This window comes from Burkholderia sp. AU18528, from assembly GCF_002223215.2.
Lineage (GTDB): Bacteria > Pseudomonadota > Gammaproteobacteria > Burkholderiales > Burkholderiaceae > Burkholderia > Burkholderia semiarida.
The window spans coordinates 183,992-209,016 of the sequence record NZ_NKFC02000008.1; the positions used below are offsets into that span (position 1 = coordinate 183,992).

Sequence of the window (25,025 nt, forward strand, 5' to 3'; positions counted from 1 at the left end):
AGAGAATTGACTCCGAAGGGCTCCCATAAACGGGTACCTTCGCGATTCCCCATAACCGGCTACCCGAAGGAAATTGCCGTGCACATATCCGACTACCGGCCGAGAAAAGAACCCCATAAAAAGCTACCTTCACGTGTTCCCATAGACGGCTACCCAACGAGATGGATGGTCGATTTCCCATAACCGGATACGTTCGCCCCATATCCACAACCCTGATTCCCCACAACGCGGTACCCCAAACCCCAAATCCACAGACCTGAAACCCCAAACCCTTCCACCTGTGGTCCCATAAATGGGTACCGAACACGGCTCAAACCCTTTCCAGATAAGGCTGTGAGCCGTCTAAAAGTAGTTAAAGAAGTAAACGTGGTTTACCAAAGATGTAAACACACGTGTGCTTGCACAAAAAAACAAACCCCATAAACCGCTACCAATGGGAGCCGTCTGTGGGACGCGAGGCCCTTCAACCACTCGGTCCACGCCGCTCGGTCCTGTTCAAGGCGCCGTTTCTGGGAGGCTCCAGGCCTGACAATGCATTCCGAGGAGGTAAGCGCCCACTCACAAACCTCGAAACGTAGAAACTTATGGGAAGAAATCCTCGGATTCGGCAGAGAGGTTCCCGTTTATGGGACCCCGAAACCTGTCCCGTGGCAGCCCGCCATGTGCGCTGGAGCGGCGGAACGGATGCCGTCACTCTTCCCCACAGCAGTTCGAAATCATCCTGCACCGCCACGCGCGTGGTTTTTTGTCCTCGTGCTGCCTCGTCCGTGGACAAGTTTTTTGTCGCGCGCATGGGACGCCACTCGCCAAATTTAGCCTGTGGACTGTGCGGGAGGGACCGGTGCCGGACCGCTTTTCTTCCGTGCGTCCCGTCCGTTTTTCTACCTTTGGAGCCGGGCACCGTGCGGGACCCGTCACAGGCAGGGAAAGACTCGTGCCACGGCATGAACCCGGGCCCGGCGCCAAAATGCCGCGCACGGATTCCCCGTGCCTGGGACGATCTCGACGGAACTCATCGAGAGCACCCGAGCGAATGTGAACACTTCATCGATGCCGAAGCTCACCGCAATCGAATTGGCCCACTGCTCCCGAACCTGCTCACCTTCCAAAGAACCTGGAATCCCGTAAAAGCTCACCGATCGGGCGGAGCACAGGTATAAGCAGGCTGTGCGGATCGCCGCTCCGTGCAGATAAGGAACCATTGATGGGAGCAATCAGAAACGATCGGCATCCATGCGCTGCGCCCGACGCGTCGACACGCACGGTCGCCCGAACGGACAAGTCTCCACCGCCATGAGCGCATTTACCCGACAAGCGCTGCTCGTTCATATCGGGTTCCCGTGCATTCCTGCAATCAGTCGGACCGACGTCTCCGCCGTTCACGCAACCCCACCTTTCCCGTCAGACCTGCCGATCGACGAAGCGTCTTACCTCCACAGGTACTTTCTGCATCACGATGCCGCGAAGCGTGCGGCACCCATTACCGCCCGCCACAACGACGCAATGTAGTCGTCTCGATCGCCCACGAACCGAATCGTGGTCGTTTATGGGAGAAACCGCCGCTCGAGCCGCATCGCCCGCTGATGCGACGTACGGATCGACTGCTGTTGCGGTGATCGAGCAAACACGACGATCTTCACGTCGCGCATGCGCGCATCGATATCACCACCGGTGAAACGGCCGTCGGCGCGTCGCGCCGTATCGCATACGACTCCTCCCGTCACCGACCGCGGAAACCGTGTTGTCTCCCATACGTGTATCCCAATTCCGTCGTCACGTTCGCGCCACATTTTTTGCGACACGGTTATGATGCACAGGTCCTGATCGCGACATGACGATCGATCAGGGCGGGGGCGGTATCTCGATGGTCTTTCAAACCGTGATAGTTATCAAAAAAGAGAGTTCAGCGATGCGAATCCAGATCAGAAAACTCACGTTGGCTGCTACTGCAGCCGCTTTCCTGTTCGGCTCGGCGGTTCCTGCGTTTGCGCAGACCGATGCCGCCAGCGCGCCGGCTGCACAGGACGCGAAGGCAGCGAAGAGCGAAGCGCGCAAGGCAGCCAGGGCCAAACGCAAAGCCGAGCGCAAGGCCGCGCGTGCGAAGAACAACGCCGAATTGAAGAAACTCGAAGACGCCGGCTACAAGCCGGCGGCCAATGATCCGAACTATCCGCAGAACCTGCAGAACGCGGAGAAGAAGGCCGCAGGTGCGGCAAGCCAGTAAGCGTCGTTCGGCGGCAAGCCGCGGTTCGATCCGCGGCTTGCCGCGTGCATCGCGATCACGCGATGCGTGAAGGCAAGAACGTTCGGCAGGTTTATTCCATTTAATTCGGAATCCTGTATGTCGTGACGATGCACGCCCCGCGGGCGGGTGCGATCAATCCTGCCCGTCCGACGCAGTCGCGCTTCCCGCCACCTTCAGCCAGTCCTTGAACGCGCGTACGGCGTCGTCATCCGCTCGCGCGGACGCCACATACGTGAAGTAGCGCCACGGCGGCAGCGCAGGTTCGCTGAACGGCTGCACGAGCCGGCCTTCGGCGATGTCGTCGGCGACGAGCGCGATCGGTCCCATCGCGACGCCGAGCCCGTCGAGCGCGCCTTGCAACGTCAGGTAGAAATGCTCGAGCGTGAGCGAGTGCCGCGGGACGAGATTCGGATGCCCGGCGGCCGCGAACCATTCCGGCCACATGCCCGGATAGGTCGCCGCGTGCAGCAGCGTGAAGCCGGCGAGATCGGCGGGCGTATCCAGCGACCGGCCCTCCAGCAGCTTCGGTGCACACACCGGCAGCCGGACTTCGGACAGGAATTCCTCCGCGACGTATCCGTCGACGGCCTGCGGGCCGCCGCGAACGATCAGGTCGACCTTGTCGCGCAACTTTTCGATCGGCTCGTTCGACGTCGACAGCCGCACCTCGATGGCCGGATGCGCGACCTGGAACGACGACAGCTTCGGGACGAGCCAGCGCAGCGAGAACGTCGCAGGCGCGCTGACGCGCAACACGCGCTGCTGCGCGTGGCCGAAATGCTGCGCGGTGGCGAGCGCGATCCGGTCGAACGATGCGCCGACCTCCGCGAGGTACGCGCGTCCGGACGCAGTCAGTTCGACGCGCCGGTTGTGGCGTTCGAACAGCGGCCGCCCGAGCCACGCTTCAAGTTGCTGCACGTGCCGGCTGATCGCGCCGTGCGTCACGCACAGCTCGTCGGCAGCCTGGGTGAAGCTGCCGAGCCGCGCGGCGGCCTCGAACGCGCGCAGCGAATTCAACGGAGGGAGTCGTCGGGCCATTGCATCGTTTCGTGTGAGATTTACTCATACGATGGTTCAGGTTTAATCGTTTGATCGTGTGATCCTGCTCCGTCAATATGGCACACAAACGGCCGATTCGGCCGAACGAGTGTCTGAATTTCTCACATGGAGTGCGGAGCATGCCGAACGTGGTGGTCGTGGGCGCCCAATGGGGTGACGAAGGCAAGGGGCGCGTCGTGGACTGGTTGGCGGCACAGGCCGATCTCGTCGCACGCTACAACGGCGGCCACAACGCGGGGCACACGCTCGTCGTCGACGGCAACACGTACAAGCTCGCGCTGCTGCCGAGCGGTATCGTGCGCGGCAAGCGCGGCGTGATCGGCAACGGCGTGGCGCTCGACCCCGAAGCGCTGCTCGCGGAAATCGGGCGGATGGCCGCGCTCGGGCTGCCGGTGACGCCGGAGAACCTGTCGATCGCGGAGAACGCGACGCTGGTGCTGCCGATTCACCGCGCGATCGACCAGGCGCAGGAGCGGCTGCGCCGCGCGCCCATCGGCACCACGTTGCGCGGAATCGGGCCGGCCTACGAGGACAAGGTCGGGCGTCGCGGGCTGCGCGTCGGCGATCTCGCGGAACCGCACGGGCTCGCCGCCAAGCTCGACGTGCTGGTCGATCATCACAACGCGTGGTTCCGCGGCCTGGGGCTCGACGAGTACGATCGCGACGCGATGCTGGCGACACTCGTTGCGCTCGCACCGAAGATCTTGCCGTTCGTGCGTCCGGTCTGGGCCGACCTCAACGACGCGACTGACCGCGGCGAGCGCATTCTGTTCGAGGGTTCGCAGGCCGTGATGCTGGACATCGACTGGGGCACGTATCCGTTCGTGACGTCGTCGGGCACCGTGGCGTCGGCCGCGGCGGCGGGCACCGGGCTCGGTGCGGCGAAGCTCGGCCACGTGCTGGGTGTCACGAAGGCGTATGCGACGCGGGTCGGCGGCGGCCCGTTCCTCACCGAGCTGACCGACGCCACCGGCGAAACGCTGCGCGCGCGTGGACAGGAGTTCGGCGTCAACACGGGCCGGCCGCGACGCTGCGGATGGCTCGACGCCGCGCAACTGCGCCAGGCCGTCAGGATTTCGGGCATCGATTCGCTGGCGCTCACCAAGCTCGACGTGCTCGACGGTTTCGAATCGATCGAGCTGTGCGTCGGTTACGAATTCGGCGGCGCGCGCGTCGACCATCTGCCCGCGAGCCTCGATGCGCAGTCGCGCGCGAAGCCGCTCTACGAACGGTTCGAAGGCTGGCAAGGCTCCGTGAAGGGTGTGCGCGAGCGTGCGGCGCTGCCGCGGGCCGCGCGGGATTTCATCGCGCGCATCGAGGCCGTGGCGGGTGCGCCGGTGTCGATGATCACGACCGGCGCGGAGCGCGACGACACGATCGTGTTGCGCAATCCGTTCGATGCGGCGGGCGCTGCGTAACGCGCGAGATGCGAACGGCGTCAATCGAGCGGCTGGCGGCATGACGGTTTGCGGGTCGTTTTCGGCGGCCGATGCCGTTGGCCCGTCGGTACGTCCGATACGCGTGTATGCACGGTCCCGATGCCGTCCGGCGAGCCGCCCGGCAGCACGATTCGGCAGCCGGATCACGCCGCCTACGACGAACTGGACACGCCTGCAACGCTGCTGTACTGTTCCGCACAATTCGCGCCGGACCGGCGTGTGCCGGCGTTGTCGGCACCGTGGCTGCACGGCGGTGCGACGTGACAATCCCCGGGAACAGGTCGATGGACACGTTACAGATGATGCGCATTTTCGTCCGGGTCGCGGAGGAGGGCAGCTTCACGAGCGCGGCCCAGCGTCTGGACATCACGACGGCCTACGCGTCGCGCTCGGTCGCGCAACTCGAAACGCATCTGCGCACGCGCCTGCTCAACCGCAGCACGCGCCGCATCGCGCTGACCGACGCCGGGCAGCGCTATCTCGACCGCTGCCAGCGCATCCTCGGCTATATCGACGAAGCGGAAGCCGAGGCGGCCGATGCACAGGCGAAGCCGTCCGGACGGCTGCGCGTTCATGCGACGACGAGTTTCGGCCAGTCCTACGTGGTGCCTGCGGTCGTGCGCTACCGCGAGCGCTATCCGTCCGTCGCGGTCGAGCTGACGCTGTCGCAGCACGTGCCCGACATCATCGACGAAGGCTACGACGTGTCGCTGCAGTTGAGCACGACGGAGCTACCCGATTCCGGGCTGGTATCGCAGCGGCTCGGTGACGTGGGCAGCGTGCTGTGCGCGTCGCCTGCCTACCTGAAGGCGCGCGGCACGCCGCGCACGGTCAGCGATCTCGCCGGGCATGCGTGCCTGCGGCTCGTCACGCCGCTCTTTCCGCGCGACCGCTGGCATCTCGACGGCCCGAACGGCCGAGAAACGTTCGAGCTGCCGGTACCGGATTTCGAAGTGAATATCGCCGATGCGCTCGGCGCCGCGCTGCGCGCGGGGCTCGGGATCGGCTCGCTGCCGATGTCGGCGGCGCTGCCCGCGCTCGCGAGCGGGGCGCTGGTGCGCGTGCTGCCCGATTACCGGCTGCAGAAGCTGACGGTTTATACGTTATATGCGTCGCGTCAGTATCTCGATGCGAAGATCCGCACGTTCGTCGATTTCCTGCGGGAGTGCGTGCCCGAAATGCTGGCCGCCGACGAGGCTGCATCGAACGCTTGCTGCGCGTCCCGTCATGCCTGATTCGCGTGAGGGCGCAGCCGCCCGACGATCGAGCAGGTGACGAAGCGCCGCCTCGCACGCGATATCCATTCACGGTATGACGCGCGACAGCGGCACGGCTTCGCCGCGCAGCCTCGCGACGTCGCGGCCTGGCGCATCGCCGAACAGCCGCGCGTATTCGCGACTGAACTGCGACGCGCTCACGTAGCCGACACTTCGGCACGCCTGCCGCGCGTCCATTGCCGCGAGGCACATCAGATGGCGCGCTTCCTGCAGCCGCAGCACCTTCTGGCATTGCAACGGGCTCATCGACGTGACCGCACGAAAGTGATGGTGGAACGTCGACGGGCTCATCCCCACCTGCCGCGCGAGCGAGTCGACCGCCATCGGGTCGAGGTAATGGTCGCGAATCCAGGCGACGGCGCGCGAAATGCGCTGGGTGGTCGAACCGGCGTCGCCGATCTGCGCGACGCGCGCGCCCGACGGGCCGCGCAGCAGCCGGATCAGGATTTCGTCGACGATCAGCGGCGCGAGCAGATCGAGATCGTCCGGTTGCGCGATCAGGTGCATCAGCCGGCCGACGGCGTCGACGATTTCCGGCGTCGCGTCGTGCGTCGCGAGTGCCCGGCAGTCGACGGCTTTCGGCAGCCCACGCGGAAACACGCGCGGCGTGAGCGCCGCGATGCGATGCGGATCGAGTGCGAGCTGCACGTAAAGGAACGGCTCGGCCGGGTTCGCGCGTGTCACGCGTCCGGTCACGGGCAGGTCGGCGGTTGCGACCAGCATCCGCGATGCGTCGATCGTGTAGGTATCGTCGCCGACCCGCATCGACTTCGCGCCTTGCCCGACGATGCTCAGGCACGCGTGGTGCACGCCGTGGCTCCACTGCGCCGGCGGCGCGCAAGCACGCGCGATGCGCATGCCGCGCAGCGGGAGGTCGAACATGCCGTCGTGCGGCGCGTACGCGGCGATCAGCGCCGCGAGCCGGGCCGCGGGCGACCGGGCTGGCGACCAACCATCATGATCCGGCGGCGTGCGCGGTTGCGGTGGCGTTCGGGCGTCGATTTCCATGTTGCATGAGCGGTTGACGGAGTGGGCGATGCGATGCGCGGCTGCCGTCCCCTGTCGAGGTGCTGGCACGGCGATCAATCGTACTGTGAAGTTGCGTGCGCGGGATTGCCTAAACCTGTCCGAAATTAGCCCGATCATCCGGACCTGCATGCTCGACGGATGCGTCACGCGCCGTTGCACGGTGTGCGGCGCACAAATTCGGAAATTAAGGCAAAACAATCGCAGGATCGGGCAAGCCATTTCCCGGCGATTTCCCTACCATTGCACCTGCTGAAGAAATGCGATTCAGCGTGCCCGGATGGCGCGGGCAATACCGTGCGCGTGATGCGCGGTCGCCGCCGGCCTTGTCGCGTGCGTCGCCGCGGCGAATCGCCGGGAAAGACTCAGGACTGCTATTGAATGATCGTGCATCGGGCTTGCCGAGGCCGGTTTGCGTCCGTTGCAAGCCGGATCGCGCCTGTCGCGCACGGGCCGACCGATCCGGATGAGCCGGCGTCGGGGCCGCCGCATTGGCCGGTTCGATGCGGGCCGGCGCGCGGCGCGGCGTCCGGTGCAGGGATACGGGCAGTCGTGCGCGCAGGGGAATCCGGAGAAATGGACCAACTTCAATCGATTCGGGCATTCGTGACGGTGGCAAGGGAAGGCGGGTTTCGTCGGGCGGCGACGCGCTTGCGCGTGTCGACGGCGATGGCGAGCCGGCTCGTCGAGGCGCTCGAGACGCGCCTCGGCGCGCGCTTGCTTCAACGCAGCACGAGCCATCAGTCGCTGACCGAAATCGGCGAGCTGTATCTCGCGCGCGTCGAGCGGATCCTCGGTGCGATCGACGAGATCGACGGCCGTTTCGTCGCGATGGGCAGCAAGCCGGAAGGCGTATTGCGCGTGGCCGCACCGGTTGCGTTCGGGCTCAGCCAGTTGAGCGCGTTGCTCGATCGTTTCGTGCACCGGTTTCCGGACGTGCGGCCGACCGTGACGCTGACCGATGCCCATGTCGACCTGACCGCCGAGGACATCGACGTCGCGTTCCTGACGGATGGCATGCCGGTGTCCGGCGCGCATGCGTTGCATACGCTGGCTGCGTACGAATCCGTGCGCGTCGCGGCGCCGGCTTACGTCGCCGCGCACGGCGGCGCGGCTGCGTCGGGCGACTGGCCGGACATCGCGGCCGTGCGGCTGGAGCGGGCGGCGGCCGACGACGACCGCGCGGCCGGGATTCGATCCGGCGTAGCACCCGGCAATACGGGCGTCGGCCATCTCGAGATGGTGCGGCGACTCGCCGTCGCCGGCATGGGCGCGGCGGTGCTGCCCGCGTATCTCGTCGATGCCGATCTGGCGGCCGGCACGCTGGTGCGCGTGGCCCCGGTCCACCCGCTCGCGCCCGTCACGCTGAAGCTCGCGCATGCGCGTGCCGCGCGTCTGCCGGCTGCCGCGCGCGCGTTCATCGAATTCGCCGGCGCCGCATTTCGACCCGCGCGCTAGCGGTCTGGCCGAATCCATGGCAACGCGATCCCGCCGGAGGCGCGGGCTCGCCGTTCTTTTTCGGAAGCAGTTCGGCACACGAACGCTCCGCAGGGTGCAACGCACACCCGCAACACGCGTCCGCATCCGCGGCGGGCAGGAAGCTGCAGGTCCGCCGCGCGTCAGGGCCATGAGGAGATCTGATGATTCCCATTGAAGGTCGTCTAATTGTGAGAGGTCGCTCCATGCGCGTCGAACGGGTTCCATACCGCTTAATCACTGTCGCGGCAGCCGCGGTTTTCCTGGCTGCCTGCGGAAAAAAAGAATCGGCACCGCCGCCGCAAACGCCGGAAGTCGGCGTCGTCACCGTCCAGCCGCAAGCCGTACCGGTCTTCACCGACCTGCCGGGCCGCACCAGCGCATTCCTCGTCGCGCAAGTGCGTGCACGGGTCGACGGCATCGTGCTGCGCCGTGAATTCACCGAAGGCACCGACGTCAAGGCCGGTCAGCGCCTCTACAAGATCGATCCGGCGCCGTACATCGCGGCGCTGAACAGCGCGAAGGCGACGCTTGCGAAGGCGCAGGCGAACCTCGTCACGCAGAACGCGCTGGTCGCGCGCTACAAGGTGCTGGTCGCCGCGAACGCGGTCAGCAAGCAGGACTACGACAACGCGGTCGCCACGCAAGGCCAGGCCGCGGCGGACGTCGCGGCCGGCAAGGCGGCGGTCGACACCGCGCAGATCAACCTCGGCTATACGGATGTCGTGTCGCCGATCAGCGGCCGCGTCGGCATCTCGCAGGTCACGCCGGGCGCCTACGTGCAGGCGAGCCAGGCGACGCTGATGTCGACGGTGCAGCAGCTCGATCCGGTGTACGTCGACCTCACGCAGTCGAGCCTCGAAGGGCTGAAGCTGCGCCAGGACGTGCAGAGCGGCCGTCTGAAGACGAGCGGCCCGGGCGCGGCGAAGGTGTCGCTGATCCTGGAGGACGGCAAGACCTACTCGGAGCCGGGCAAGCTGCAGTTCTCGGACGTGACGGTCGACCAGACCACCGGCTCGGTGACGATCCGCGCGGTGTTCCCGAACCCGGGCCGCGTGCTGCTGCCGGGGATGTTCGTGCGCGCACGGATCGAGGAAGGCGTGAACGAGAACGCGTTCCTGGTGCCGCAGATCGGCGTCACGCATGACCAGAAGGGGCAGGCGATCGCGATGGTCGTGAACGCCAGCAACAAGGTCGAGCCGCGTCCGCTGAAGACGACCGGCATGCAAGGCCAGAACTGGATCGTCGAAGGCGGTCTGCAGGCGGGCGATCACGTGATCGTGCAGGGCGTCGACAAGGTGCGCCCGGGCGCGACGGTAAAGACCGTCGCCGCGCAGCTCGCCCCGGCGCCGGACGCCGCATCCGCCACATCGGCCGGCGCCGCGCCGGCAAGCGCCACGCCGGTGACTACCGCAGCCAATGCCGCAGCGAGTTCGACCGCCGCGTCGAGCGCGCAATAACAGGGAGTCCGTTTCATGGCCAAGTTCTTTATCGATCGCCCGATCTTCGCGTGGGTGATCGCGATCGTGCTGATGCTGGCCGGCGTCGCATCGATCTTCAAGATGCCGATTGCGCAGTATCCGACGATCGCACCGCCGACGATCCAGATCCAGGCGAACTATCCTGGCGCTTCCGCGAAGACCGTGGAAGATACGGTCACGCAGGTGATCGAGCAGCAGATGAGCGGGCTCGACAACTTCCTGTACATGTCGTCGACGAGCGACGATTCGGGCAACGCGACGATCACGCTGACCTTCTCGCCGGGCACGAACCCGGACGTCGCGCAGGTGCAGGTGCAGAACAAGCTGTCGCTCGCGACGCCGAACCTGCCCCAGGTCGTGCAGCAGCTCGGCATGCAGGTCACGAAATCCAGCAGCAACTGGCTGATGTGGTTCGCGTTCAACTCCGAGGACGGCCGGATGTCGAAGGAGGATCTGACGAACTACGTGGCGTCGCACGTGCTCGACCCGCTGAGCCGCGTGAACGGCGTCGGCCAGACGCTGCTGCTCGGTTCGCAGTTCTCGATGCGGATCTGGCTCGACCCCGTCAAGCTGACCAACTACAGCCTCACGCCGACCGACGTGACGGCCGCGATCACGCAGCAGAACGTGCAGATCGCGGGCGGCCAGATCGGCGGCACGCCGGCGAAGCCGGGCACCGTGCTGCAGGCGACGATCACCGAATCGACGCTGCTGCGCACGCCCGAGCAGTTCGGCAACATCCTGCTGAAGGTCAACCAGGACGGCTCGCAGGTTCGCCTGAAGGACGTCGGCCGTGCGGCGCTGGGTTCGGAGAACTACACGTTCGACACGAAGTACATGGGACAGCCGACGGCCGGCCTCGGTATCCAGCTCGCGACCGGCGCGAATGCGCTGGCGACCGCGAACGCGCTGCGGGCCAAGATCGACGAGCTGTCGAAGTACTTCCCGCATGGTCTCGTCGTGCACTACCCGTACGACACGACGCCGTTCGTGCGCCTGTCGATCGAGGAAGTGGTCAAGACGCTGATCGAGGGCATCGTGCTCGTGTTCCTCGTGATGTACCTGTTCCTGCAGAACCTGCGGGCGACGATCATCCCGACGATCGCGGTGCCGGTCGTGCTGCTCGGCACGTTCGCGATCATGGGTATCGTCGGCTTTTCGATCAACACGCTGTCGATGTTCGGCCTCGTGCTCGCGATCGGCCTGCTGGTCGACGATGCGATCGTGGTGGTCGAGAACGTCGAACGGGTGATGGCCGAGGAGGGGTTGTCGCCGAAGGAGGCGACCCGCAAGGCGATGGGGCAGATCACCGGCGCACTCGTCGGCGTGGCGCTCGTGCTGTCGGCGGTGTTCGTGCCGGTGGCGTTCTCCGGCGGCTCGGTCGGCGCGATCTATCGTCAGTTCTCGCTGACGATCGTGTCGGCGATGGTGCTGTCGGTGCTGGTCGCGTTGATTCTCACGCCGGCGCTGTGCGCGACGATCCTGAAGCCGATCGAGAAGGGGCATCACGAAGAGAAGAAGGGTTTCTTCGGCTGGTTCAACCGGACTTTCGATCGCAGCCGGGATCGCTACACGAGCGGCGTGAACCACGTGATTCGGCGCTCGGGCCGCTGGCTCGTGATCTACCTCGCCGTGTTCCTCGCGGTCGGCGTGATGTTCGCGCGCCTGCCGAAGTCGTTCCTGCCCGATGAAGACCAGGGCTACATGTTCATGATCGTGCAGACGCCGTCCGGCTCCACGCAGGAAACGACCGGCAGGACGCTCGACAACATCAACACGTACCTGACCACCGCGGAGAAGGATGTGGTCGACTCGGTGTTCACGGTCAACGGCTTCAGCTTCGCGGGCCGCGGCCAGAACGCCGGCCTCGTGTTCGTGAAGCTGAAACCGTACGAGCAGCGCCAGCGTTCGGACCGGAAGGTGCAGGCGCTGATCGGCCGGACCTTCGCGCACTATTCGACGTACAAGGACGCGATGGTGATTCCGTTCAACCCGCCGTCGATTCCCGAACTCGGTACCGCTGCCGGTTTCGACTTCGAGCTGACGGACAACGCCGGCCTCGGTCACGAAGCGCTGATGGCCGCGCGCGGCCAGTTGCTCGGGATGGCCGCGAAGGATCCGGCGTTGGCGCTGGTGCGCCCGAACGGGCTGAACGATACGCCGCAGTACAAGGTCGACATCGATCGCGAGAAGGCGAACGCGCTCGGCGTGACGGCCGCGGCGATCGACCAGACGTTCTCGATCGCATGGGCGTCGCAGTACGTGAACAACTTCCTCGATACCGACGGCCGGATCAAGAAGGTGTACGTACAATCGGACGCGCCGTTCCGGATGACGCCGGAAGACATGAACATCTGGTACGTGCGCAACAGCTCGGGCGGGATGGTGCCGTTCAGCGCGTTCTCGAGCGGCCACTGGATCTACGGGTCGCCGAAGCTCGAGCGTTACAACGGCGTGTCGTCGATCGAGATCCAGGGGCAGGCCGCGGAAGGCAAGTCGACCGGCCAGGCGATGGCCGCGATGGAAGCGCTCGCGAGCAAGCTGCCGGAAGGCATCGGCTATTCGTGGACGGGGCTGTCGTTCCAGGAAATCCAGTCGGGCTCGCAGGCGCCGATCCTGTATGCGATCTCGATCCTCGTCGTGTTCCTGTGTCTCGCGGCGCTGTATGAAAGCTGGTCGATTCCGTTCTCGGTGATCATGGTCGTGCCGCTCGGCGTGGTCGGCGCGCTGCTCGCGACGATGCTGCGCGGCCTCGAGAACGACGTGTTCTTCCAGGTCGGCCTGCTGACCACGGTAGGCCTGTCCGCGAAGAACGCGATCCTGATCGTCGAGTTCGCGCGCGAGCTGCAGGCGGGCGGGAACATGGGGCCGGTGCGCGCGGCGATCGAGGCGGCGCGCCTGCGGCTGCGTCCGATCCTGATGACATCGCTCGCGTTCATGCTGGGCGTGCTGCCGCTCGCGATCAGCAACGGCGCGGGTTCGGCGAGCCAGCACGCGATCGGCACGGGCGTGATCGGCGGGATGATCACGGCGACGTTCCTCGCCATTTTCATGATCCCGATGTTCTTCGTGCGGGTTCGCGCGATCTTCAGCGGTGAGACCGAAAACGTCGACGACGCATGGCGTCTCGTACAGGGCGACCTGCAGCACGGTCACGACGACGCACACGATTCGAAGGGGCAGTAACGATGCGAAAACATGCTTTGACCGCAACCGCGGTCGCACTGGCTGCCGCGCTGTTTGCCGCCGGCTGCACGATGGCGCCGCATTACAAGCGGCCCGACGCGCCCGTCGCGCAGGCGTACCCGGCCGGCGGCGTCTACGCGACGCAGCCGGGCGCGGCCGGCGCGCGCAGCGCGAACGGGCAAGCTGCGACCGCCATCGGCTGGCGCGAGTTCTTCGTCGATCCGCGCCTGCAGCGGCTGATCGAGATCGCGCTGAACAACAACCGCGACCTGCGCGTGTCGGTGCTGAACATCGAGGCGGCGCGCGCGCAGTACCAGATCACGCGCGCGGGGCTGTTCCCGTCGCTCGACGGCACGGGCACGGGCAGCATCCAGCGTTTCCCGGCCGGTGTATCGCAGACGGGCCAGCCGCTGATCTCGCGCAACTACAACGTCGGGCTCTCGGCGTCGTGGGAGCTCGACCTGTTCGGCCGCGTGCAGAGCCTGAAGGACCAGGCGCTCGCGCAGTACCTGTCGACGTCGTATGCCCGGCAGGCATCGGAAATCTCGCTGGTGTCGCAGGTGGCTGACCAGTACCTGACGCTGCTGTCGACCGACGATCTGCTGAAGGTCACGGAAAACACGCTGAAGACCGCGCAGGCATCGTACGACCTGACGAAGCTGCAGTTCGACAACGGCACGGGCTCCGAGCTCGAGCTGCGTCAGGCGCAGACCGTGGTCGAGACGGCGCTTGCGAACCAGCAGGCGCAGGCGCGAGCGCGTGCGCAGGCACTGAACGCGCTGGTGCTGCTGATCGGCGAGCCGCTGCCGGACGACCTGCCGGCGGGCATGCCGCTCGACGCACAGAATCTGCTGACGGACGTGCCGGCAGGCCTTCCGTCGGATCTGCTGACGCGGCGTCCGGACGTGATGCAGGCCGAGCAGACGCTGCTGGCTGCAAACGCGAACATCGGCGCGGCGCGCGCGGCATTCTTCCCGCGCATCTCGCTGACGGGCGCGTTCGGCACCGGCAGCCCGACGCTCGGCGGTCTGTTCAAGGCCGGCACGGCCGCATGGTCGTTCGCGCCGCAGATCACGATGCCGATCTTCGAGGGCGGGCAGAACATCGCGAACCTGAATCTCGCGAACGTGCAGAAGCGCATCGAGATCGCCAACTACGAGAAGGCGATCCAGTCGGCGTTCCGCGAAGTGGCGGACGGCCTTGCCGCACGCGGCACGTACGACCAGCAGATCGCTGCGCTCGAGCGCAACGAGCACGCGCAGCAGCGGCGCTTCGACCTGTCGGACCTGCGGTACAAGAACGGCGTCGACAGCTACCTGTCGGTGCTGACCGCGCAGACGGATCTGTACTCGGCGCAGCAGTCGCTGATCAGCGCGCGTCTGGCCCGCTGGACGAACCTGGTCGACCTGTACCGCGCACTTGGCGGCGGGTGGATCCAGCGTGCCGGCGAAGCGCCGCGCGCGCCGGATGCGCCGGTCGACTACGACAAGGCGGCCGCGCCGGCGCCTGCGTCGGCAGCGGCGACGAACGGGTAAGCGCAGAGCGGGACAGGCGCGGTTTGCCGCGCTTGCGTGTCGAACCGGCTGTATGCGGAAACGAGAACGCCACGGACGAAAGTCCGTGGCGTTGTCTTGTGTACGGTCGCCCGTGCGAGGCGCGGCATTACTTTACGCTTGCTTCGTCCAGAGTGTCCGGCCGAAGAACGTGAGCGTGCGATCCCACGCCATCTGCGACCACACCGGATCGAACTGCGTGCCGGCGATGCGGCCGGGGCCGACGGCCGTCTCGTTCGCGAACGCATGGTGCGCGAGATAGCGGTGGAATTCGAAACCGACGTTCGCATCGGTCAGCTTCTTTTCCAGTGCGTCGACCTGGTCGATCGTGAAGAACGCATCCTGCGTCGCCCAGTGGCCCATCAGCGGCACCTTGAGCTTGGCCGGGTCGAGGTAGTCGAGCGGCGGCAGACCGTACCACGTGACGCCGGCGTCGGCTTCGGCATACTGCAGCGACAGCAGCGTGAGGGCGCCGCCCATGCAGTAGCCCGTCACCGCGACACGCGGCGCGAGCGTCTTCAGGTACGCGACCGCGCCGGGAATGTCCTGCGACGCGGCGTCGCCGAAATCGAGGCCGGTCATCAAGTGGTGTGCTTCTTCCTCCTCGACGGTCGACTTGCCGCGATACAGGTCGGGCACGAGCGCGAAGTAACCGCAGCGCGCGAGACGATCCGCGACGCCGCGGATCTGGTCGTTCAACCCCCACCATTCCTGGATGACGACGACCGCGGGCGCGCCTTCGGTCCGTGCCGGCGTGGCGAGATAGCCCTGCAGCTCCTGACCGTCCGGGCGGCGAAACGTGATCGTGGAACCGGATGTTTGAGACATGAAACCGCTCCTTTTCGAAAAATGCGCCGAGTGCGACATCGGGCCGGCCAGCGGGCGTCGTGATACCGCTCGCGTTCATTCCGGCCGGCGCCGACCACGGGCCATTCTATGCGCAAACACCGGACGCCTGCGTGAACGGTACCGCGTCGCGCGACCGGGGGACGGAAGCGGACGACCGGAAAGCAAACACCCCGCCCCGGTGAACGGGAGCGGGGTGTCGCGTGTACGACGTGCGTATCGGAATACGGCGCGAGTACGCCGTGAATACGCGGGCGCGTATCCGGCTTACTGGCCGAAATAGATCGAGTCGCGGCCTTCCTGCTTGACCGCGATCGCGCGGCCGGCACGCGCGCCGGCGGCTGCTTGCGCGCCGTAGCCGGTTTCATCGGCGTTCGTCACGCGGGCCTGGGCGGCCTGCAGTGCACGCGGGTAATACGGATCGGATGCTTCGGGCTTGTAGCCGGCCTGTTCGAGCTGAACGAGTTCCGCACGCACCTGGGCACGCGTGAGCGAGCCCGACGGGTTCGATTGCGCGAATGCGCCGTACGACGCGGACAGGGCAGTTGCGGCGACGACAGCGGTGATGAACGACTTCATGGTGACCTCCGGTTCTGTTGATTTCGCGCTTCGCTCGTTGCGTTCAGCGGTTGATTGCATCGTAACGATCGCGTTACCGGTCGGAAATACGCGTTGCAGCGAATCATTATTGCAACTGGGTAAACGATTCGCGCGGCATGGCGTTTCGTCTGAATATTGCGGGCGTGCCGGAGCACGAGCGGGGCCTTCGGGGGCGATCGAGTCGATCGGCGCGACAGATGCGAGAGGGGCAGTTGAATCGCATTCCGAATTATTTTTGCGGGGCCGTCGGCATTGCCCGTTTCGCATCACGCCGCCAGGGTCGCCTGCCGTTTCCGGTATTCGGCCGGCGTGATGCCGACATGCCGGGTAAACGCTCGCCTGAGCGTATCGACGTTCGCGAAGCCGCATTTCCCGGCGACCTGCTTCGGCGTGTCGTGGCCGTTCTCGAGCAACCGGCGGGCGGCCGAGATGCGCGTCACCTCAACCCACGCGGCCGGCGTCATGCCGACCTCCGCGCGGAACAACCGCGCGAAATGGCGCGCGCTCATGCCCGCATGCTTCGCCATCTCGGCCACCGAATGCTCGAGTTCGGGATGCGCCGCGATCCAGCGCTGGACCTCCTGCAACACCGAACGCCCGGCGGGGCGCGCTTCGCCCTTGCGGCTGAACTGGAGCTGCCCGCCCGGGCGCTTGAAGAACATCACCAGTTGCGCGGCGACCCGCCGCGCGATCTCGCGGCCGAGATCTTCCTCGACCAGTGCGAGCGCCAGATCCAGCCCGGCCGTGACGCCGGCGCCGGTGCGCAGCTTGCCGTCGCGCACGTACAGCGCGTCGGCGTCGACCGCGAGCGACGGATACGCCTGCGCGAGCGCGTCGGCAGCGGCCCAGTGCGTGGTCAGGTGACGCCCTTTCAGCAGGCCGGTGGCCGCGAGGAGGAACGCGCCGGTGCAGATCGAGCCGTAGCGCCTGCTTTGCACGGCCGCCGCGCGCAGCCACGCGAGGAGGTCGGTGCGCAGCGCGATCTGGCCGGCGTTCGGCGCGCCGGCGACGAGCAGCGTGTCGATGCGCTCGGGGATGTCGGGCGCGATCCAGTCGGGCAGCAACCGCGCACCGGACGAACTGCGGATCGGGCCTGGCCCGGCCGCGATGATCCGCAACGCATAGAACGGTTTCCCGCATTCGGCGTTCGCCTGCGCGAACACGTCGAGCGGCGCGGAGACGTCGAGCAGCTGAACGCCCGGAACGGCGAAAATACCTACGACCTTCGGCATGATCGTTGCGTGTTGTATCGAACGTGATGCGCAGCAGTATAGGGGCGCCGCATTCGCCGTGCAGGCGTCGTGTCCGTCGATCGCGCAAAATGGCAGAATTTGTCGTGACATGTCTATTTAAGACATACGTCGGACTCCGGAGAATCGAGGGTATCTTCCACGGAGGTCGACCATGACTGTGAGTGTTGCCGGCATTACCCTTCCCGCTACGCGACTGACGCGCGAGATTACCGAACTCGTGCGCGATACCGAGTCCGAGCTGTTGTTCCATCACTCGAGCCGCGTGTTTTATTTCGCGGCGCTGGCGGGCCGGCGCCGCGGGCTCGACTACGATCCCGAGCTGCTCTATTGCGGCTGCATGTTCCATGACATGGGGCTCACGCACCGGCACAGCAGCGCATGCGAGCGCTTTGAAGTGGACGGTGCCAATGCCGCCCGCGATTTTCTGAAGGGCCACGGGATATCGCAACAGGACATCGACGTCGTGTGGACGTCGATCGCACTGCATACCACGCCCGGCATTCCGCAACACATGCATCCTGTCGTCGCGCTGGTCACGGCGGGCGTCGAAATGGACGTACTGGGCCTCGCTTACCCGGAATACAGCGACGTCGAGCGGGAAGCGGTCGTGCGCGCGCATCCGCGCACGCCGCATTTCAAGGAAGACATCATTCAGGCGTTCTACGACGGCATCAAGCACAAGCCCGGCACGACGTTCGGCAACGTAAAGGCCGACGTGCTCGCGGACAAGGATCCGCATTTCCGTGCGGGCAACTTCTGCAGCGTGATTCGGGCGTCCGCATGGGCCGGCTGAGCGGGGGAGGGTGGCCGCGCCTCGGCCGACGTTGATCGACTGCCGGGCGTACGGCGCATTCGGCGCCGACGCCACCCTCGCGGCCTTGGCCGGACCCGGGGGACAAGGGGCGTTCGTTCGACTCGCGTATTACCGGCGGAAAATTGTTACGTGACAACTTCGGGTAATCAGGGACGTGAATTTTATATACTGAATTTGTGTACCCGCTCTCCGAGGCGAATCTCCGATTCGCGTGTCCCCGAATACCGGCCTGCCAGCCCGACGGGCAAACCCCGATGCTCGGCCGTCCGCAAGCATCCGGCAAAACGCCTATAATGGTTGGGCAAATTGCCGGAGACAGGTCATGAGCACCATCGCTTTTCATCCTTCGGGCGTCGCCCATCCGCGTCAGGCCGAATTCACGATTCTCGAACAGCTGCTGGCGATCCGCGTTCGCTCGGGCGCGGATCTGGCCGAACTGGCGAGCGCGCGCGTCGACGTGTCGGTGATCGATCGCCTGTCCGAGCGCGGGCTGAAATCGGACGAGCTGGCCTTCATCATCCCGCGCCGCACGCTGAGCCATCGTCGCCAGGCGCACGAACGCCTGTCGCCGGAAGAGTCGGACAAGGCGATTCGTCTCGCGCGCATCGTCGCGCAGGCGACGGCCACGTTCGGCGACCAGGACAAGGCGATGGCGTGGCTGCGCAACGGGCTCCAGCGCTTCGGCGGCCGCACGTCGCTCGACATGGCGAGCACCGAGCATGGCGCGCGGCTCGTCGAAGAGGCCCTCACGCAGATCGACGAGGGGTATTTCGCTTGACGACGCTGTGGCGGATCAGCAATTACGCCGACCTGAAAGGCGTCGGCGGGTTGCGGGCCGGTGGGCGCTGGCATTTCGCCGGGCAGCCGGTCGTGTATCTCGCCGAGCATCCGGCGCTCGCGTTGCTCGAGACGCTGGTTCATTTCGAAATCGCGACCGTCGCGCAATTGCCGAGCGGCTACCAGTTGCTGCGTATCGAGGTGCCCGATTCCGTGGACGTGGCCGAAATCGCCGAAGGCGATGCGCTAGAGGACTGGCGAACGAACGTCGACTGGACCCGCAGCGCCGGCACCGAGTGGCTGCACACGCAGCCGAGCGCGCTGCTGCGCGTGCCGAGCGTCGTCGTGCCGCACGCCCATAACTTCCTGTTGAATCCGCTGCATCCAGCCGCGTCCAGTATCCGTATCGCGGAAGTGATGCAAGCGCCGTACGACACGCGGATTCTGCGGCTGGTCCAGTCGAAGCCGGGCGAATAGCGAACCGGGAGGAACACGATCCGCGCCGGCGGCGCGCGTTCAGCGCTCGTGAGCGGCGCGATCCGCGGCCGCATCGGGCGGCAGCGTCTGCCGGATGCGCGTGACCGTTCGCATGCTGGCGAGGCCGAGCATCGCCGTGACATCGGCATGCGCGTGGCCGGCGAGCAACTGGCGGCGCGCATAGGTATTGCGGAGTATGCGCGGGCTCATGTCCGCTGCGCGAAAGCCGATCGCGTTCAGCGCGTCACGTACGACCAGCAGCAGGAACATGTCGTTCATCGCTCCCCCGCGCGGCGCGGGAAACAGCCGCGCCGACGGCGGCACGTCGGTCGAGTGCGCGCGCCATGCGGCGAGCGGCGCCACCGCGAACGCGGCGAGCGCGATCCGGCGCGCCGGCCGCGCGCGATCGCGCGGCACCGACAATGCCGCCGGCCGCGCGTCGAGATCGAGTGCGTCGCCTGTCGCCGCGCGGATCTCGGCCGACGTGATGCCGCTCGCGAGCAGCAGCGCGACGATCGCGCGATTCCGGCAGTCGGCCGGCGTGTCGTTCGCTCGAGGCTGCACATGGCGCTGCAGCGCCGCGTCGGCATCGGGCGGCAGGTAGCAGGGCTCGGGCTCGCCGTCCGGCCATGCGAGATCGCGCGTCGATCGGCCGGCCGGATGGATCGTCCGCACACCGGTGTCGACCAGATGCCGGCCGAGCCGGTCGATCAGCTTCGCATAGCGCACGCGCGTCGACGTGTCGGGCGCGCAGGTGCGGTCGAGTTCGGCGAGGAAGGCTGCGACGTGGTCGGGCCCGAATGTCGCGAGCGACACGCGGCGTGCGCTCAGGTGGCGCAGGAATCGCTCGAACATCGCGACGTGCTGCACGACCGAGCGCGGCGCGAACGGCCGGCGGCCGGCGCCGGCCGCAGTGGTTTCCTGCCAGGCGCGAAACGCGCCGACGGGGTCGTGAATCCAGCGAGTCGTGTCCATCCCCGCTTTATAGCCGGACGCGGTGACGCCGGCAATCGTCCGGATGCCAGGGCGGAGCGCGGCGATGCCGATCCGTCAGGCCGCGGTACGCGTGCCGTCGATGTCGCCATCGTTCATCGTCAGGCGAACGAGCACGCGCAACAGCGTGATGAAGACGCGGAACGTATCCGGTACGCGGTTCCATTGCTTCGATATCGGGATTCCTGACCGTTTGCGGCCGGCCGGCATGAACGCAGCCTGCCGTGCGAGGAAGCCGAGCTTCAGGCAAGAACGCAGGCGTCGTCAAGCGCGGGCAGCGTGCGCAATGGCGCGGCTGCCGCGCGTCGGGCGAAGGCGCCGCAGCCGCGCCGGCGTGGGCTTGCCTGCCCGGCCGCGCGAGCACGGCGAACGCCATTTGCGTCGCGATGTAAGCCGCATTGCGATGCAGCAGGCAAAACCGCATGCCGGTTCGGTGACGTTGCGTACACAACTTTCGGCTGCGTGACGTGATTTCCCTATTGCCGGAAAAATTTTGTCCGTGCGAGTATCGAACACGTTGCCCGGGCACCGAGGCGGTTGCCGGCAACAGGATGCCCATCGCAACGATCGACAGGAACATCGGCAGACAATGCACAGAACAGCGATTTTTCCGTATGCGTCCGCGTTGCTCGCGGCAGCCCTGCTGACCGCCTGTGGCGGCGACGTCGAGAACGAGGCGGCCCGCACGACCGCGCCTTCCGCCGATGCGAGCTGCCTCGCGGTCGACAACAGCGGCGCGACGGTCGTGGTGGGCTCGAACCAGCCGGGCGACCCGTCGCTGCCGGAAGCGTCGTCGGGCTATCGCACCGGGATGAAGCCCGTCTATGCGAAAACGTACCTCGTAGCCACGTCGAACGCGTACGCGAGCGCGGCCGGTTGCGCGGTGTTGAAGAAGGGCGGCACGGCCGCTGACGCGGCGGTCGCCGTGCAGGCCGTGCTCGGCCTGACGGTGCCCGAGGCGACGGGCCTCGGCTCGGGCGGCGTGCTGCTCTACTACGATGCGCGCGGCAAGACGCTGCAGGCATACGACGGCCGCGAAACCGCGCCGGCCGCCGCGACCGAGAACTACCTGCGCTACGTCGATGACGCCACCGATCATTCGGCGCCGCTGCCGAGCGCGCGCGCGAGCGGCCGCTCGATCGGCACGATCGGCGTGCCGCGGCTCATCGAGGCGCTGCAACAGGATCACGGCCGCTTGCCGTGGCAGAGCCTGTTCGGCGATGCGATTACGCTCGCGACCAACGGTTTCCCGATCGGCGGCCGGCTGGCCGACGCGATCGCCGCGAATGCCGCGAACCTGAAGCGCGACCCCGAAGCCGCCGCGTATTTCCTGAACGCCGATGGTTCGCCGAAGACGCTCGGCACCGTCCTGAAGAATCCGGCCTACGCGCGCACGCTGTCGCTGATGGCGCAGTCGGGCGCGAATGCGCTGTATACGGGGCAGATCGCGCAGGACATCGTCGCGAAGATCGCCGCGACGAAGGGCGCGGACGGCTCGACGCTCACGCCGGGCAAGACGACCGTCGCCGACCTTGCAGCATATCAGGCGAAGCGCCGCGACCCGGTGTGCACGACCTATCGCAGTTACTGGGTTTGCGGGATGCCGCCGCCGTCGTCGGGCGGCATCGCGGTCGCATCGGCGCTCGGCATCCTCGAGAACTATGACCTGAAGTCGCTGAAACCGACGGCCATCGATCTCGAAGGCGGCAAGCCGACCGTCGCGGGCGTTCATCTCATTACCGAAGCCGAACGGCTCGCGTATGCCGACCGCGACAAGTACGTGGCCGATACCGACTTCGTGCCGCTGCCGGGCGGCACGTGGAACACGTTGCTGAACAAGCCGTACCTGAAATCGCGCGCGGCGCTGATCGACCCGGCCAAGAGCATGGGCACCGCGCAGCCCGGCAATCTCGGTGCCGTGCCGCTCGGCGTCGACACGACGCTGATCGAGCATGGCACGAACCAGTTCACGATCGTGGATGGCGACGGCAACGTGCTGAGCGCGACGACGACGGTCGAATCGAGCATGGGCTCGTTTCACATGACCAACGGCTTCCTGCTGAACAACCAGTTGACGGACTTCTCCGCGAACCCGCTCGACACGTCCGGCAATCCGGTCGCGAACCGCCTGCAGCCGGGCAAGCGGCCGCGCAGCTCGATGGCGCCGACGATCGTGTTCGGGCAGGCTGCCGACGGCTCGCGCGGCGACTTCGTGATGGCGACCGGTTCGCCGGGCGGCGGCACGATTCCGCAATACGTGGTCAAGACGCTGGTTGGCGCGCTTGACTGGGGGCTCGATGCGCAGCAGTCGGCGGGGCTCGTCGATTTCGGCGCGAGCAACAGCCCGACGACCACGATCGGCGGCGAGCATCCGAACGTCAACCCGGCGAACAACGGCGCGAGCGATCCGCTGATCACGGGGCTGCTCGCGCTCGGGCACAACGTATCGACGTCCGCTCAGGCGAGCGGCGTCAACACGGTGATGCGCGTGACGGTCGGCCAGTCGCCCGCGTTGCAGGGCGGCACCGATCCGCGTCGCGAAGGCATCGTGCTCGGCGATACGTTCCGGCCGTAGCCGGGCAGCGTACGCACGGCCCCGGTCCGCTCGTTAGCGGCCGGGGCCGTGCATCGTGACGCGGCCGCATCGACGGCCACGCGATCCTCATCCTTCGGAATGCAGATGAGGCGGCCGGCATGAAGCACGTCTGCCGGCCCGGACTGCGCCCGTCCATCGTCGAATAGAGCGGCCGCCCCGCCGCAACCCTCCGATTGTCAAACAGTGTGAGTCAATCGTCAGCATTTGCAACGGAAGTAACAGTCCCCGCAATTCGATCGTTTTGCACGCCGCCGCCGCTACATTAGCCCCACCTGCCGCATGTCGCGGCGAGGCATGCGACAAGCCGCACGAAGGCGGCCCGCAGCAACAACGTCTTTGGGGAGAATGACCATGAACACGATTCGCACGATTCTGCTGGGTGCCGCTCTGACGGCGATGGCGACTTCGGCTGCATTCGCACAGACGGCCCAGACCGGTGCGCAGGGTTCCGCAGGCGTCGGCGCCCAGGTCCAGACGCCGCTGCTCGGCGGCGGCGTGGGTGTGCAGGCCGGCGGCGGCGCGAATGCGGCAGGTTCGGGTTCGGGCGCGGGCGATGTCGTCGGCGGCGCGCTGAACGGCGTCGGCAAGACGGTCGGCGGCGTGGGCTCGGCAGCCGGCGCGGCGGTCGGCGGCGCGACGCAGGCGGTCGGTTCGGCGGCCGGCGCGACGAAGGATGCGGCGGCATCGGCCGTCCACGCGACGAAGTCGCACGTGAAGCGCGTCGCCGGCTCGGCGAAGAGCCATGCACAAGGCGCGGTGTCGACCGCGGGCGACGTCGCCGGCGGCGCGAAGGCGAAGGCCGGCGAGGCGCTCGAAGGCGCGACGAACTCGGTGCAGGGCGGCGCGTCGGTTGGCGTGAAGGGCTCGGCGTCGGCGCAAGGCGGCGCGCTGTAACAAGTAGCACGCATCGCGTCACGGCCCGGCCCGCTTCGATGCGGGCCGGGCTTTTCTATTGGGGAAACGCGATGTGTCGTGCGCGGTGCCTCATGTCGAAACACGGCAGCATGAGTGCATCGATATTGATTAGGATGACAGAAATAAAAAAGTGGGCGCTCGACTGAACTCGACGCCGAAAGGAGACGGCCATCGGGCCGGGGACACCGGAACGGCGTATCCACCCCGAACATTTCGGCGGCCCCCGATGCGGGGCGCTTTGGCGACTTCAAGGAGCCTATCGTCCAGGCGGCATGTCGAGTGACATCGGAGCGCCGTGGAATGGATGAGCCCGCCTTGTCCGGTGTTTCCGTATCTCTTCACGCCTGGATGCCCGGGCGGCACATTGACAGGCGCAGCAACCTGATGTCGGCGCGCAAGCCGAGCCTTTCGATGCTGCTATCAAGCAGCTATCGCTCGCAATTTTCACTTTCATGGCTCAATGACGATCGCCGTAAAGGTATTTGAAATGATTGAATAAAGTGTTTGCAAGAAAAGTGGGGGTTGGTTTATAAATACGAGCGATTTGTATTCTCTGTCGATCGCCACCATCGACGTTGATGGGGTTTCAGATGGATGTGACTTTGAGGGCCGCCTGCAAAGCAGGCTATGCCGACGTTGGGAGAATCCCGCCGAATTTTCTGAACTCGTCAGCCCGTGCCTGATGAATCGCAGGGGTAGCACGTTATTTTCGTGATCGAAGCGATGATTATCTGATCGGTGTCAATTGCGTGTCATCTTGTGATTCGCATTGGTACTAATGAGGTATTTCATAATTAAATTGATTCGGATTGCGAAATTATAAGAAGGCGTTCGATGAAAAATGAAATGGTTGCAAATTACTTTTTTATTATATGTAATCCGACCGTTGAAAAACGAGATCGCATCATGAATACGCTGCTAAGGATAAAGCACCCGCAGTGATCGAACGTGTCGCCAGTCGACCGACACATCCGATTCATCTCCACCGAACAATATCGAGAGAAGACGACCG

Annotated in this window: 20 protein-coding genes; 14 read left to right on the top strand and 6 right to left on the bottom strand. The window is 66.0% G+C overall.

The features are described 5' to 3' along the window. The first annotated feature begins 1,909 nt into the window (after window positions 1–1,909). Entirely contained in the window at window positions 1,910–2,224 is a 315-nt protein-coding gene (locus tag CFB52_RS30375) for a hypothetical protein (protein WP_059579550.1), read from the top strand. A 153-nt stretch (window positions 2,225–2,377) separates the two neighbouring features. On the opposite strand, the gene gcvA is transcribed toward CFB52_RS30375, so the two are convergent. Further along, a complete protein-coding gene (gene gcvA, locus CFB52_RS30380) occupies window positions 2,378–3,283 on the bottom strand; it encodes a transcriptional regulator GcvA (protein ID WP_060310042.1) in 906 nt (301 codons plus the stop codon). 140 nt (window positions 3,284–3,423) lie between these two features. Between gcvA and CFB52_RS30385 the strand changes: the two genes are divergently transcribed. Together CFB52_RS30385 and CFB52_RS30395 are read left to right on the top strand one after the other, a co-directional pair. After that, the gene (locus tag CFB52_RS30385; RefSeq protein ID WP_099318296.1) at window positions 3,424–4,722 is read left to right on the top strand and encodes an adenylosuccinate synthase; all 1,299 of its coding nucleotides are present in this window, start codon (window positions 3,424–3,426) and stop codon (window positions 4,720–4,722) included. A gap of 305 nt (window positions 4,723–5,027) precedes the next feature. Next, the gene (locus tag CFB52_RS30395; protein ID WP_059579558.1) at window positions 5,028–5,978 is read left to right on the top strand and encodes a LysR family transcriptional regulator; all 951 of its coding nucleotides are present in this window, start codon (window positions 5,028–5,030) and stop codon (window positions 5,976–5,978) included. A 69-nt stretch (window positions 5,979–6,047) separates the two neighbouring features. On the opposite strand, the gene CFB52_RS30400 is transcribed toward CFB52_RS30395, so the two are convergent. Then, window positions 6,048–7,028, bottom strand: a complete 981-nt coding sequence (locus CFB52_RS30400) for an AraC family transcriptional regulator (protein WP_180278288.1) — start codon at window positions 7,026–7,028, stop codon at window positions 6,048–6,050. Window positions 7,029–7,622: 594 nt separating this feature from the next. On the opposite strand from CFB52_RS30400, the gene CFB52_RS30410 reads away from it, so the two are divergent. The 4 genes from CFB52_RS30410 to CFB52_RS30425 all read left to right on the top strand — a co-directional run bounded on the left by CFB52_RS30410 (window position 7,623) and on the right by CFB52_RS30425 (window position 14,724). Continuing rightward, the gene (locus tag CFB52_RS30410) at window positions 7,623–8,504 is read left to right on the top strand and encodes a LysR family transcriptional regulator (RefSeq protein ID WP_059579561.1); all 882 of its coding nucleotides are present in this window, start codon (window positions 7,623–7,625) and stop codon (window positions 8,502–8,504) included. A 224-nt stretch (window positions 8,505–8,728) separates the two neighbouring features. Then, window positions 8,729–9,982: an efflux RND transporter periplasmic adaptor subunit gene (locus CFB52_RS30415; RefSeq protein WP_099318297.1), complete on the top strand. Its 1,254-nt coding sequence runs from the start codon at window positions 8,729–8,731 to the stop codon at window positions 9,980–9,982. 15 nt (window positions 9,983–9,997) lie between these two features. Further along, entirely contained in the window at window positions 9,998–13,189 is a 3,192-nt protein-coding gene (locus CFB52_RS30420) for an efflux RND transporter permease subunit (protein ID WP_099318298.1), read from the top strand. Window positions 13,190–13,191: 2 nt separating this feature from the next. Continuing rightward, window positions 13,192–14,724, top strand: coding sequence for an efflux transporter outer membrane subunit (locus CFB52_RS30425; RefSeq protein ID WP_099318299.1), 1,533 nt, complete (start codon window positions 13,192–13,194; stop codon window positions 14,722–14,724). Between the two features lie 132 nt (window positions 14,725–14,856). Here the strand turns inward: CFB52_RS30425 and CFB52_RS30430 are convergent, their stop codons facing one another. The 3 genes from CFB52_RS30430 to CFB52_RS30445 form a co-directional block, all read right to left on the bottom strand. Beyond that, window positions 14,857–15,570, bottom strand: a complete 714-nt coding sequence (locus CFB52_RS30430; protein ID WP_059579575.1) for a dienelactone hydrolase family protein — start codon at window positions 15,568–15,570, stop codon at window positions 14,857–14,859. A 285-nt stretch (window positions 15,571–15,855) separates the two neighbouring features. Continuing rightward, on the bottom strand, window positions 15,856–16,167 hold the full coding sequence (locus CFB52_RS30435) for a DUF4148 domain-containing protein (protein ID WP_060317460.1): 312 nt from the start codon (window positions 16,165–16,167) through the stop codon (window positions 15,856–15,858). 287 nt (window positions 16,168–16,454) lie between these two features. Beyond that, window positions 16,455–17,420, bottom strand: coding sequence for a GlxA family transcriptional regulator (locus tag CFB52_RS30445; RefSeq protein WP_089466000.1), 966 nt, complete (start codon window positions 17,418–17,420; stop codon window positions 16,455–16,457). Window positions 17,421–17,592: 172 nt separating this feature from the next. Between CFB52_RS30445 and CFB52_RS30450 the strand changes: the two genes are divergently transcribed. From CFB52_RS30450 to CFB52_RS30460, 3 genes are all read left to right on the top strand, one after another. Next, window positions 17,593–18,234: an HD domain-containing protein gene (locus tag CFB52_RS30450; RefSeq protein WP_059579583.1), complete on the top strand. Its 642-nt coding sequence runs from the start codon at window positions 17,593–17,595 to the stop codon at window positions 18,232–18,234. 343 nt (window positions 18,235–18,577) lie between these two features. Beyond that, window positions 18,578–19,033, top strand: a complete 456-nt coding sequence (locus CFB52_RS30455; RefSeq protein ID WP_006480981.1) for an antitoxin Xre/MbcA/ParS toxin-binding domain-containing protein — start codon at window positions 18,578–18,580, stop codon at window positions 19,031–19,033. Further along, a complete protein-coding gene (locus CFB52_RS30460; protein ID WP_099318300.1) occupies window positions 19,030–19,509 on the top strand; it encodes an RES family NAD+ phosphorylase in 480 nt (159 codons plus the stop codon). The genes CFB52_RS30455 and CFB52_RS30460 overlap by 4 nt, the downstream gene beginning before the upstream one ends. A 39-nt stretch (window positions 19,510–19,548) precedes the next feature. On the opposite strand, the gene CFB52_RS30465 is transcribed toward CFB52_RS30460, so the two are convergent. Then, a complete protein-coding gene (locus CFB52_RS30465) occupies window positions 19,549–20,484 on the bottom strand; it encodes a tyrosine-type recombinase/integrase (RefSeq protein WP_099318301.1) in 936 nt (311 codons plus the stop codon). 64 nt (window positions 20,485–20,548) lie between these two features. Between CFB52_RS30465 and CFB52_RS35345 the strand changes: the two genes are divergently transcribed. From CFB52_RS35345 to CFB52_RS34465, 4 genes are all read left to right on the top strand, one after another. Further along, a complete protein-coding gene (locus tag CFB52_RS35345) occupies window positions 20,549–20,968 on the top strand; it encodes a hypothetical protein (protein ID WP_180278284.1) in 420 nt (139 codons plus the stop codon). Between the two features lie 123 nt (window positions 20,969–21,091). Next, window positions 21,092–23,077 carry a gamma-glutamyltransferase family protein gene (locus tag CFB52_RS30475; protein WP_099318303.1) on the top strand — a complete coding sequence of 662 codons (1,986 nt, stop codon included), beginning with the start codon at window positions 21,092–21,094 and terminating at the stop codon, window positions 23,075–23,077. A gap of 372 nt (window positions 23,078–23,449) precedes the next feature. After that, entirely contained in the window at window positions 23,450–23,992 is a 543-nt protein-coding gene (locus CFB52_RS30480; protein WP_099318304.1) for a hypothetical protein, read from the top strand. 321 nt (window positions 23,993–24,313) lie between these two features. Next, window positions 24,314–24,499, top strand: a complete 186-nt coding sequence (locus CFB52_RS34465) for a hypothetical protein (RefSeq protein ID WP_144029781.1) — start codon at window positions 24,314–24,316, stop codon at window positions 24,497–24,499. Window positions 24,500–25,025 lie beyond the last annotated feature (526 nt).

Excerpts from the sequence above, each read along its gene's own strand:
- CFB52_RS30375 (WP_059579550.1), top strand. The coding sequence starts at position 1,910 with ATGCGAATCCAGATCAGAAAACTCACGTTGGCTGCTACTGCAGCCGCT.
- gcvA (WP_060310042.1), bottom strand. The coding sequence starts at position 3,283 with ATGGCCCGACGACTCCCTCCGTTGAATTCGCTGCGCGCGTTCGAGGCC.
- CFB52_RS30480 (WP_099318304.1), top strand. The coding sequence starts at position 23,450 with ATGAACACGATTCGCACGATTCTGCTGGGTGCCGCTCTGACGGCGATG.
- CFB52_RS35345 (WP_180278284.1), top strand. The coding sequence starts at position 20,549 with ATGCCGATCCGTCAGGCCGCGGTACGCGTGCCGTCGATGTCGCCATCG.
- CFB52_RS30415 (WP_099318297.1), top strand. The coding sequence starts at position 8,729 with ATGCGCGTCGAACGGGTTCCATACCGCTTAATCACTGTCGCGGCAGCC.
- CFB52_RS30450 (WP_059579583.1), top strand. The coding sequence starts at position 17,593 with ATGACTGTGAGTGTTGCCGGCATTACCCTTCCCGCTACGCGACTGACG.
- CFB52_RS30430 (WP_059579575.1), bottom strand. The coding sequence starts at position 15,570 with ATGTCTCAAACATCCGGTTCCACGATCACGTTTCGCCGCCCGGACGGT.
- CFB52_RS30455 (WP_006480981.1), top strand. The coding sequence starts at position 18,578 with ATGAGCACCATCGCTTTTCATCCTTCGGGCGTCGCCCATCCGCGTCAG.
- CFB52_RS30465 (WP_099318301.1), bottom strand. The coding sequence starts at position 20,484 with ATGGACACGACTCGCTGGATTCACGACCCCGTCGGCGCGTTTCGCGCC.
- CFB52_RS30420 (WP_099318298.1), top strand. The coding sequence starts at position 9,998 with ATGGCCAAGTTCTTTATCGATCGCCCGATCTTCGCGTGGGTGATCGCG.
- CFB52_RS30385 (WP_099318296.1), top strand. The coding sequence starts at position 3,424 with ATGCCGAACGTGGTGGTCGTGGGCGCCCAATGGGGTGACGAAGGCAAG.
- CFB52_RS30410 (WP_059579561.1), top strand. The coding sequence starts at position 7,623 with ATGGACCAACTTCAATCGATTCGGGCATTCGTGACGGTGGCAAGGGAA.
- CFB52_RS30445 (WP_089466000.1), bottom strand. The coding sequence starts at position 17,420 with ATGCCGAAGGTCGTAGGTATTTTCGCCGTTCCGGGCGTTCAGCTGCTC.
- CFB52_RS30400 (WP_180278288.1), bottom strand. The coding sequence starts at position 7,028 with ATGGAAATCGACGCCCGAACGCCACCGCAACCGCGCACGCCGCCGGAT.
- CFB52_RS30425 (WP_099318299.1), top strand. The coding sequence starts at position 13,192 with ATGCGAAAACATGCTTTGACCGCAACCGCGGTCGCACTGGCTGCCGCG.
- CFB52_RS30395 (WP_059579558.1), top strand. The coding sequence starts at position 5,028 with ATGGACACGTTACAGATGATGCGCATTTTCGTCCGGGTCGCGGAGGAG.
- CFB52_RS30475 (WP_099318303.1), top strand. The coding sequence starts at position 21,092 with ATGCACAGAACAGCGATTTTTCCGTATGCGTCCGCGTTGCTCGCGGCA.
- CFB52_RS34465 (WP_144029781.1), top strand. The coding sequence starts at position 24,314 with ATGGATGAGCCCGCCTTGTCCGGTGTTTCCGTATCTCTTCACGCCTGG.
- CFB52_RS30435 (WP_060317460.1), bottom strand. The coding sequence starts at position 16,167 with ATGAAGTCGTTCATCACCGCTGTCGTCGCCGCAACTGCCCTGTCCGCG.